Source organism: Pseudokineococcus marinus, from assembly GCF_013004605.1.
GTDB lineage: Bacteria > Actinomycetota > Actinomycetes > Actinomycetales > Quadrisphaeraceae > Pseudokineococcus > Pseudokineococcus marinus.
The window spans coordinates 1-10,080 of record NZ_JABEMA010000107.1; the positions used below are offsets into that span (position 1 = coordinate 1).

At 70.6% G+C, this 10,080-nt stretch carries 7 protein-coding genes; 3 read left to right on the plus strand and 4 right to left on the minus strand.

Annotated elements, in window-relative coordinates; genetic code table 11:
* The first annotated feature begins 210 nt into the window (after positions 1-210).
* Both HLB09_RS08780 and HLB09_RS08785 read left to right on the plus strand, forming a co-directional pair.
* Positions 211-1,932, plus strand: coding sequence for a glycoside hydrolase family 13 protein (locus HLB09_RS08780; protein ID WP_344552945.1), 1,722 nt, complete (start codon positions 211-213; stop codon positions 1,930-1,932).
* A 131-nt stretch (positions 1,933-2,063) separates the two neighbouring features.
* Positions 2,064-3,206 (plus strand): sugar-binding transcriptional regulator, encoded by a 1,143-nt coding sequence (locus HLB09_RS08785; protein ID WP_212770802.1) that lies wholly within the window; start codon positions 2,064-2,066, stop codon positions 3,204-3,206.
* 36 nt (positions 3,207-3,242) lie between these two features.
* Here HLB09_RS08785 and HLB09_RS08790 read toward each other — a convergent pair whose 3' ends face one another.
* Complete coding sequence (locus HLB09_RS08790; protein ID WP_171203013.1) at positions 3,243-3,749, minus strand: acyl-CoA thioesterase; 507 nt, start codon at positions 3,747-3,749, stop codon at positions 3,243-3,245.
* Positions 3,750-3,960: 211 nt separating this feature from the next.
* Here HLB09_RS08790 and HLB09_RS08795 point away from each other — a divergent pair, with 211 nt between their 5' ends.
* Positions 3,961-4,938 (plus strand): acyl-CoA thioesterase, encoded by a 978-nt coding sequence (locus HLB09_RS08795; RefSeq protein ID WP_344552947.1) that lies wholly within the window; start codon positions 3,961-3,963, stop codon positions 4,936-4,938.
* Here HLB09_RS08795 and HLB09_RS08800 read toward each other — a convergent pair.
* The 3 genes from HLB09_RS08800 to ettA all read right to left on the minus strand — a co-directional run bounded on the left by HLB09_RS08800 (position 4,931) and on the right by ettA (position 9,873).
* The gene (locus tag HLB09_RS08800) at positions 4,931-6,382 is read right to left on the minus strand and encodes a hypothetical protein (RefSeq protein WP_171203015.1); all 1,452 of its coding nucleotides are present in this window, start codon (positions 6,380-6,382) and stop codon (positions 4,931-4,933) included. The two genes, HLB09_RS08795 and HLB09_RS08800, sit on opposite strands and share 8 nt — an antisense overlap.
* A complete protein-coding gene (locus HLB09_RS20350; RefSeq protein ID WP_409372989.1) occupies positions 6,369-7,697 on the minus strand; it encodes a KGGVGR-motif variant AAA ATPase in 1,329 nt (442 codons plus the stop codon). Before HLB09_RS20350 ends, HLB09_RS08800 begins: the two co-directional genes overlap by 14 nt.
* Before the next feature lie 493 nt (positions 7,698-8,190).
* Positions 8,191-9,873 (minus strand): energy-dependent translational throttle protein EttA, encoded by a 1,683-nt coding sequence (gene ettA, locus HLB09_RS08810; protein ID WP_171203017.1) that lies wholly within the window; start codon positions 9,871-9,873, stop codon positions 8,191-8,193.
* Between the last annotated feature and the right edge of the window lie 207 nt (positions 9,874-10,080).

Below are 10,080 nucleotides of genomic sequence, written 5' to 3' on the forward strand. Positions count from 1 at the left end.
GGCCGCGGCTCAGGGCCGGGCGGGTCGACGCCCCGGGCCCCGGACGGTCCCCGCCCGGGCCCCGTCCGGAGCCCGGGCACGTGCCGGGCGCCCCCTCGGGCGCCGGTAGCCTCACCCCGCGTGACGACGACCGACGCCGCCCCCGCGCCCGCCGCCGACCCGACGCCCGACAAGGCCCCCAGCAGCGCCCCCAGCAGCGCCCCGGAGGGCGTGAGCATCGCCGGTGGCCGCGGCGAGTGGTGGCGCTCCGCGGTCGTCTACCAGGTCTACCCGCGGTCGTTCGCCGACTCCGACGGCGACGGCATGGGCGACCTGCCGGGCATCACCGCCCGCCTCCCCCACCTCGCCGAGCTGGGCGTCGACGCCCTGTGGCTCTCGCCCTTCTACACCTCGCCCCAGCACGACGCGGGCTACGACGTCGCCGACTACCGCGACGTGGACCCGCGCTTCGGCACGCTCGCCGACGCCGACGCCCTCGTCGCCCGCGCCCACGAGCTGGGCCTGCGCGTCGTCGTCGACCTCGTGCCCAACCACACGTCGTCGGACCACGCGTGGTTCCGCGCGGCGCTCGCCGCCGGTCCGGGCAGCCCGGAGCGGGCTCGCTACCTGTTCCGGGACGGCCGCGGCGCGGACGGCGAGCTCGCGCCGACGAGCTGGCGCTCGGTCTTCGGCGGCCCGGCGTGGGAGCGCGTGACCGAGGCCGACGGGCGCCCCGGCCAGTGGTACCTGCACCTCTTCGACGTCTCCCAGCCCGACCTCGACTGGACCAACCCCGAGGTCGTGGAGGAGTTCCAGGACGTCCTGCGCTTCTGGCTCGACCGCGGCGTCGACGGCTTCCGCGTCGACGTGGCCCACGGCCTCGTCAAGGCCGACGGCCTGCCGGAGTGGGACGCCGCGACGGAGATGATCACGGGCACGCTGGCCGGCCAGGGCGGCGAGTCGCGCACGCCCCCGCCGATGTGGGACCAGGAGGGCGTCCACGAGGTCTACCGCCGGTGGCGCGCCGTCCTCGAGGAGTACGACGGCGACCGCATGCTCGTCGCGGAGGCCTGGGTCGACCCGGTCGAGCGGCTCGCCCGCTACGTCCGCGACGACGAGATGCAGCAGGCCTTCAACTTCGCCTACCTCGTGGCGCCGCTGGACGCCGCGGCGCTGCGCGCCCAGGTCGAGGAGACGGCGGCCGCCATGTCCGCCGTCGGCGCCCCGCCCACCTGGGTGCTGAGCAACCACGACGTCGTCCGCCACACCACGCGCTTCGGGCTCGACCTGGCCGGCGGCAACCCCGACGGCCTCGGCGCCGACGACGTGCAGCCGGACCCGGCCGTGGGCCTGCAGCGCGCCCGCGCGGCGACGCTGCTCATGCTGGCGCTGCCGGGCAGCGCCTACGTCTACCAGGGCGAGGAGCTGGGCCTGCCCGACGCGGTCGTGCCGGACGAGGCCCGCCAGGACCCGTCGTGGGAGCGCACGGGCCACGAGACGAACGGCCGCGACGGATGCCGGGTCCCCATCCCGTGGGAGGGCGACGCGCCGTCCTTCGGCTTCGGCCCCACGGCGGCCTCGTGGCTGCCGCAGCCGGCCGTCTACGGCGAGCTCGCGCTCGACCGGCAGCGCGACGTCCCCGGCTCGACGTACGAGATGTACCGGGCGGCGCTGCGCCTGCGCCGCGAGCTGGCGCTCGGCTCCTCCACCGGGCTGTCGTGGCGCACCCTCGAGGGCCCGGACGGGCGGGCTCGGGGCGAGGAGCACGGCATCCTCGCCTTCCGCAGCGCGGGCGCGCTCGTCGTCGCCAACCTCGGCGAGCAGCCGGTGGCGCTCCCGGCCGGCGCCGAGGTCCTCCTCGTCAGCGGCGACCTGCAGCGCGACGCCGAGGCGCGTCTGCTGCCGCCGATGACGACGGCGTGGCTGCGCGAGGAGTCCCCCGCGAGCGCCTGAGCCGAGCGCCCGAGGGGAGAGCCCGGACGACGAGCGGGGCGCGGCCGGCGGTGAGCGTCGGCCGCGCCCCGCTCGCTACAGTGCGCGTGCTCACCTGAGCGCTCACGCCTCGCAGATGAGGAGTCGTCACCGTGGACGAGAGGACCTCGCGCGCTCCGGCCCGCCACGGGTCGGCCGGGCGGCCGCCCCGGGCCGGGACGAGCACGAGCAGCGCGCCGCGGCCCGGCGGCCACCCGCCGGGGCCGACCGGGCTCGTGCTCCTCGGCGAGGTCGCCCGCCGCTTCCACGTCGTCGGCGACAGCAAGGTCGCCATCGCGGCCGACCTGGGCATCAGCCGTTTCAAGGTGGCGCGGCTGCTCGAGGAGGCGGCCGAGCGCGGGGTCGTGCGGGTCAGCGTCGTCGTCCCCGGCGGCACGGACCCCGAGCGCTCGGTGGCGCTGGCCGCGGCGCTGGGGCTCGAGCGGGCCGTCGTCGTCGAGGTGCCGACCGGGGACGACGTCGTCGTCCGCGAGCACCTCGGCCAGGCCGTCGCCGCGCTGCTCGAGGAGCTGCTCGTCGACGGCGAGGTCCTCGGCCTCACGTGGAGCCGCACGCTGGCCCACGCCGCGCAGGCGCTCGAGCGGCTGCCGCCGTGCACCGTGGTGCAGCTCGCCGGCGCGCTGCACGACGCGGGCTCCGGCACGGTCGAGCTCGTGCGCCGCGTCGCCGCCGTCTCCCGCGGTCGCGCGCTGCCCGTGTACGCCCCGCTCGTCACGGCCGACGCGGAGACGGCGACGGCGCTGCGCCGCGACCCGGGCATCCGGGCCGCCCTGCGGCGCGTCGACGACCTGACGACGGCGGTCGTCGCCGTCGGCGGGTGGGGCGAGGGCCTGTCGACCATCTGGCCGGCCGTCGCGCCGCACGAGCGCGAGGCCGGGCGGCGCGACGGCGCGGTCGCCGAGATCAGCGGGCGCCTCCTCGACGCCGACGGCCGCCGCGTGCCGAGCGCCTTCGACGACCGGGTGATGGCCCTCGAGCTGTCCCAGCTCGAGGACGTCGGCGAGGTCGTCGCGGTCGCCTACGGGGCGGAGCGGACGGCAGCGGTCCTGGCGGCCGTCCGCACCAGCTGGATGACGACGCTCGTGGCCGACGCCGAGCTGGCCGACGCGCTGCTCCAGCTGCCGCCCGAGGAGCTGCCGGGGGGCGACCACGGCGCGGGCGCGGAGGAGCTCCCCGACGGCGAGGGCTCCGGCGACGGCGAGGGCTCCGGCGAGGGCGGGGACGAGGCGCGCTGACGGGTCCCGCGGTGGCGCCGCGTCCCCGGCGGGCGGCTAGGAGGTCGCCGCGGCGGCCGCGCGCTCGCGGGCGCGCCGCCGGAGCTCGACCGGGGGGCCGGTCATCTCGGCGAACATCGCGCTCTCGCCCGGCGTGATGCGGCGGGGGCGGCCGGCGTCCATGTCGAAGAGCACGACGGTCGACTCGGCGCGGGCGTAGACGACCCAGCCCTCCGCGTCGCCCGTCAGCTCGTCGGGGGCGTCCTCGGCCCGGCCGCGGACCTCGTAGCCCAGGTCGAAGCTGGCGCCCGAGGTGCGGCTGACCCACAGGCGCACGGTGACGGGCTCGTACTGGTACTTCAGCGGCACGAGGTACTCGACCTCGTTGCGGGCGATGATCGTGCCGGTGCGCACGGGCGACTCCGACGTCGCCTCCCCGTGGGGTGTGCGGAAGGCGAGGATGCGGGCGTCCTCCAGCAGGCGCACGTACTGCACGTTGTTCACGTGGCCGTAGGCGTCCATGTCGGACCAGCGCAGCGGGACGAGGACCTCACGAGCGGGCATGGCGGCATCGTCGCAGGCCCGCGCCCTCCCCTCGCACGGCGCAGCGGCCCGCGGCGTCGCCGGTACGGTCGCGCCCGTGGTCGACTCACCTGACGACGCCCAGCCGGAGGACGCCGCCCGAGGGGACGGGGGCGGCACCGGGAGCCTGCCCGCCTGGCCCGACGCCCCTCCCGCCCGGGACGGCGGCACCGGCAGCGCCGGTGACCGCCTGCTGCAGCGGCTCCTCGACGTCCTGGCGCTGGAGGAGCGCGGCGTCGACGAGCGGGGCCAGGACCTCTTCGCGGGCGAGAGCCTCCCGCAGCCGCACGGCCGCGTCTTCGGCGGGCAGGTCGTGGCGCAGGCCGTGGTCGCCGCCACCCGCACCGTGGGCGACGGTCGCGCCGGCGAGGTGGCCCCCGGCGACCCGCCCCCGCCGGGCGAGGGCGCCACCCGGCCCGTCCACTCGATGCACGGCTACTTCCTGCGGGCCGGGGACTCCTCGCTGCCCATCACCTTCGCCGTCGAGCGGCTGCGCGACGGGCGCTCCTTCAGCGCCCGCAGGGTGCACGCCCTGCAGCACGACCGGCCGATCCTGTCGATGATCGCCTCGTTCCAGGCGCCGGCGGACGGCGTCGACCACCAGGTCGCGGCGCCCGACGTGCCGGGGCCCGAGGAGCTGCGGCCCACCGTCGAGCTTCTCGGCACGCCGGACGCGCCCCCGCCCTGGCGCGTGCCCGGCTCGCTCGACGACGCCGCCCGAGCCTGGGCCCAGCGCTGGGCCAGCTCGCGGCCGCTCGACCTGCGCCACGTGCCCGAGGGCGTGCTGCCGCCGGGCAGCGGGCAGGCGGTGTGGCTGCGGACCACGGCGCCGCTCCCCGAGGACGACGCCCTCCACCGGGCGGTGCTGGCCTTCGCGAGCGACGACTCGCTCCTCGAGCCCGTGCTCACCACCCACGGCCTCACGTGGGCCTCGCGCGGGCTGCGGGTCGCCAGCCTGGACCACGCCCTGTGGTGGCACCGCCCGGCGCGTCTCGACGAGTGGCTGCTCTACCGCCAGGCCTCCCCCACCGCCGTCGGCGCCCGAGGGCTCGCCACCGGCCAGGTGTTCTCCCGCGACGGCGTCCTCGTCGCCTCCGTCGCCCAGGAGGGGCTCGTGCGCCCGAAGGACAGGCGCCTCCATGATGCTGAAGGGGGTCAAGACGCTAGTTGACGGCCACCCGAGGAATACCACCCTTCCGCCCTAGGCCGAAGGCCAATCGGTAGACATCTGGCAGGTCAACACGCCCATCATATCGATAGGTGACGACACCTACATCAGCCAACTGCTCAAGCACCGCATGCTCGTCTAGCACATCACGCGGCCCCACCCTCACCTCAGACAACTCCGCACTGATTCTGGGCTCCTGCATATGCTCGAGCCTGCCCAGCACATCCTGTGTCCGCCACCTGTCGAACACATCGGACTGCGCCAGGGGCACCTGCAGGCCCTCAAGAGGACGCACGAGCAACGGCACCCACGGAAGGTCCTCCTCGATCTCGGTCACTCGACCCTGGGAAGCGAAGCGGACGCCCTCTTTCAGTTCGTCACGGTGGATGGCGTACTCATGCCCACCCCTGAGTGTAGAAGTGCGCTCAGCCGCTTGTCGCAGAGCAGTCAGGAAGCTTCGTGGACTCACCATGCCGCGGCCATCAGCGAGGTGGCTCGGCAGCCACTGATAGGTACGCCCCCGCTTGATGCTACTTCCCATGTATGGGCCAGCGATCTTTGTGAAAAGATGCGCCTGCGCGCTCTGGTCGGCGGACAAGACGTCAGAACGCCAGCGGCCGTCCAATCCCTGCCTCCACGCGCCAGTCTGCGCACGGAAGTCCGCTGCGTCACTCCCCCCACCGTTCCCCAGAGTCGTGAAAAACAGCCCAAAGAGACTGGTGGAGGACCAGGTTAGGTCTACTCGGTTGGCATCCAGTTTAGACGCGTCCGTAAAGCGGGCACTGTCAAGCAAGTCGGGACGGGCGAAGACCTTTGCGCGAATGTTGCGCGTCCCGACCCGCAAGTCCAGCGCCACCTGAAGTAGCCCGCGGACCAGCCGGTCCGTAACCGGACGCGAAGCGCTCATTCGGTCGAGTGCATCGAAGAGAACGAGAGCCGTCCGCTCCTCCGACTCCATCTCGCGATCCAAGCGCGCATACTCTCGCGGTACGACCCTTGGGTCATTGTGAACGGCCCGGGCCCGACTGGTCCAGCTAGTCAGACTTGCCATGACGGGACTGCCCAGAACCTTCAGTACCACCGCACTCCAGATCTCGGAGGGTGATGCCACATCCGTCATCTCGAGAAGGTCCGCCGCGGACGGATAAAGGTCAGGCTCGAGAAGGTTGCCGTAGCCTACTGCAACAAGTGGATCACGTAGGGCTGGAAGCCTGTACTCCGATGCCGCACTCGAACGCAGTGTCTCAACCTGTAGCGACCTAAACCACACGGTTTTACCGACACCCCGCGCCCCCCTCACGACTGTCGTGTCGGGAAGGAGTGCGCGTCGATGCTCAAGAGGGGTGTAGACGCCACGGCGCGGGAGACGGGTGTCGGCATCGACGGCTTCATCAGCGAGAACAGCAGCAATATAGCCGCCGAGCGATCGAGAGTCAGCGAGTTCCATCAAGTTCTCCACTGTCGATGATGTCTTGGACACCCTGCGTGAAGCGTTGAAAGGCAGCCTGCGCGACTCTCGACTCGAAAGCCGCCAAGAAGCTTGCTCTCTCTAGGTGCCGAAGGGTCGGGTCGAAGGTGATAGGCAGGGGATAGTGCGGCGCAGAGGTGTCATTAGGCGGAGGATTGTAAGCGTCTTCGTCATATGCATCCCCGGCCTGGAGGTCGTCGTAAATGCTGCTCCAACAGGCATATGAGCGCTCCGCAAAGCGCGCGAGGTAAGCCTCTTCGCCCACGTCTGGCGCTAAAGACGCCACCATTTTGATGTTGGAGCGCATTCGCGTGGCCAAGGCCGCGTTACTGCCCCACTCACTCGCCAGGTTGCCGTAGCCGATCCACGTTGCCTCACTATCGCCACTGAAGACGAGCGTGGTCCCTGCGAGGCGGGTCACCACCGCCGCTGCTATGTCATGCAATCCGGCGCGACTATCTAGGAGGACGAGGTCAGGCTCTCGAGAGCGTCTGCGTACTGCTTCAACGCTCGCCGACACAGCCGACTCCACCCGGTCAGCGAAGGTTAAAGGGCGTCCATCGATGGTGATTGGGGAATACACTCTGTTAAGCTTGGGGAGAAAAGTGTAACCTTCCCTAGGCCTACCTTGAGCGGGCGCGATCCAAACCTCGCCTGCAGTAAGGTCATCGATGTGAGCGAGCGCGACAGTGTCCAATTCTTCGACATTACCCACTGCCGTTTCAACCATCTGGTCGACGACGCCATGAGACGGCAGATCCCCAACGTGGCTAAGCAAGTTTGAGACACCGGGGCTCTCAAGATCAAGATCGACGACCAGCACGCACTTTCCTCGCCCCGACTCCACTCGTGCAAGCCACGCCCCCGCGGTCGATCGCCCGACGCCACCCTTGAATGAGTAGAGCGCCATCCACTTCTGGTGCGCCGATTGCCCTTCAACATGCCAGTCGGCCCCGGTGATAGTGCGTTCCAGCCACTTAACGGACCCCGTTCCAACACTGGGGGTGACCAGAAGTCCTGGTGCATCAAGAATTTGCGTCGGTTCGATGAGACTGCTTGCCGGGATGACGACTGGGCCAGACGGAGCATATGACCCGAGTGCTGCACGCAGGTTCTCATCCGTGGCAGCAAGAAGTTCCTGGCTCAGGCCTCCAGCTCGGCGGCCCAAATCGTCTATGACCAAGCGAACTCGGCCCGATACATCGCGCACAAAGGTGGATCGACCGAGCTCCTTGTCACCCAAAGTGGCGATTGCCGAGTTAGCGAGCCCTGCCACCTCATCGAAGGTTGCCATTACAGAAGCACTCCCGCCAGCAGTGACGCCTGCGTCCAATTGAGCAGAGCTTTGGATGCGCCTTCGTGCGTGGCCGCTTGTTGAGAAGAAACAGTCCCACTCTCATACCGCTGATTGACGTTCCACCGAGCGAAAGGATTAGCGCCTGACATAAGGCTCGTCATCTGAGTAGGGGAAGCTTGCAATGCTCTGCCTTGTAGGTACAAAGCCGACGTGTCCCACAGATGGGGAAGATGTCCGAAGCGAGTTGCCCCTTGAGTCGGAGGTCCCGAAACAGGCGTCGGCACACCACCTAGACCAGTGAGAATCGCCTTCAGACTGCACTCGGCAGAGAAGCCGAATAGGTGATCCGCGGTCTCGTGTCGCCCTCCTGCCAGCAAGGATGCACCGTCGGAATGATGACGTTGCGCAGAGGCGGGGAAATCTTGCATCGTGAACCTCCTACTCCCCAAGGCCGGCGAGCGTTGTAGAGGCGAACGTACAGCGGGACGACTTAGTCGCGCGTGAGGCGCCGGTAGGTCACGCGGTGCGGGCGCGTGGCGTCGGGCCCGAGGCGCTCGACCTTGTTCTGCTCGTAGGAGTCGAAGTTGCCCTCGAACCAGTACCAGCTCGACGGGTTCTCCGGCGTGCCTTCGTAGGCGAGGATGTGCGTGCAGACCCGGTCGAGGAACCACCGGTCGTGGGAGATGACCACGGCGCAGCCCGGGAAGTCGAGCAGCGCGTTCTCGAGGCTGCCGAGCGTCTCGACGTCGAGGTCGTTCGTCGGCTCGTCGAGGAGCAGCAGGTTGCCGCCCTCCTTGAGCGTCATCGCCAGGTTGAGGCGGTTGCGCTCACCGCCGGAGAGCACGTCGGCCGGCTTCTGCTGGTCGGGGCCCTTGAAGCCGAAGGCCGAGACGTAGGCCCGCGAGGGCATCTCGACGTTGCCGACGTGGATGTAGTCGAGGCCGTCGGAGACGGTCTCCCACAGCGTCTTCCCGTGGTCGAGGCCCTGACGGCCCTGGTCGACGTAGGAGATCTTCACCGTGTCGCCGACCTTGACGGTGCCGGCGTCCGGCTCCTCGAGGCCGACGATCGTCTTGAAGAGCGTCGTCTTGCCGACGCCGTTCGGGCCGATGACGCCGACGATGCCGTTGCGGGGCAGCGTGAACGACAGGTCGTCGATGAGGACCCGGTCGCCGAAGCCCTTGCGCAGCCCGGAGACCTCGATCACCTGCGAGCCCAGGCGCGGGCCCGGCGGGATCTGGATCTCCTCGAAGTCGAGCTTCCGCGTGCGCTCGGCCTCGGCCGCCATCTCCTCGTACCGGGCGAGGCGGGCCTTCGACTTGGTCTGGCGGCCCTTGGCGTTGCTGCGCACCCACTCGAGCTCGTCGGCGAGGCGCTTCGCCATCTTGGCGTCCTTCTTGCCCTGCACCTGCAGGCGGGCCTGCTTCTTCTCCAGGTAGGTGGAGTAGTTGCCCTCGTAGGGGTAGAGGCGCCCGCGGTCGACCTCGGCGATCCAGCCGGCCACGTTGTCGAGGAAGTACCTGTCGTGCGTGACGGCGAGGACGGCGCCCGGGTAGGCGGCGAGGTGCTGCTCCAGCCACGTCACGCTCTCGGCGTCGAGGTGGTTGGTCGGCTCGTCGAGCAGCAGGAGGTCGGGCTTGCTCAGCAGCAGCTTGCACAGCGCCACGCGGCGCTTCTCCCCGCCGGAGAGCACCGTGACGTCGGCCTCCCCCGGCGGGCAGCGCAGCGCGTCCATCGCCTGCTCCAGCTGGGAGTCGAGGTCCCAGGCGTCGGCGGCGTCGATCTCCTCCTGCAGGGCGCCCATCTCGCTCATGAGGGCGTCGAAGTCCGCGTCGGGCTCGGCCATCTCGACGCCGATGGCGTCGAAGCGCTCCTTCTTGCGGACGATGTCGCCGAGGCCGTCCTTGACGTTGCCGAGGACGTCCTTGTCGGGGTCGAGCTGGGGCTCCTGCTCGAGGATGCCGACGCTGTAGCCGGGCGAGAGCCGCGCCTCGCCGTTGGACGGCTGGTCGAGCCCCGCCATGATCTTGAGGATGGTCGACTTCCCGGCGCCGTTGGGGCCGACCACCCCGATCTTGGCGCCGGGGTAGAAGGACATGCTGACGTCGTCGAGGATGACCTTGTCGCCGTGCGCCTTGCGCGCCTTGGTCATGGTGTAGATGAACTCGGCCATGCCTCCAGGCTAGTGGCCGCGGCGCCGCCTCCCAGACCGAGCGGTGGACGGTGCAGGGGGTGCTCCGGCCTGCCGTGACCGGGCGGAGCGGGCGCCGCCCGCGGGGCCACCCGGCGAGAGCGCGTCGCGCACGGCCGCGTGGTCGGCCAGCACGTCCGCGACGGGGGCGAGGACGGCGTCGGCCGCCACGCCGCGCACGGCCCCGTC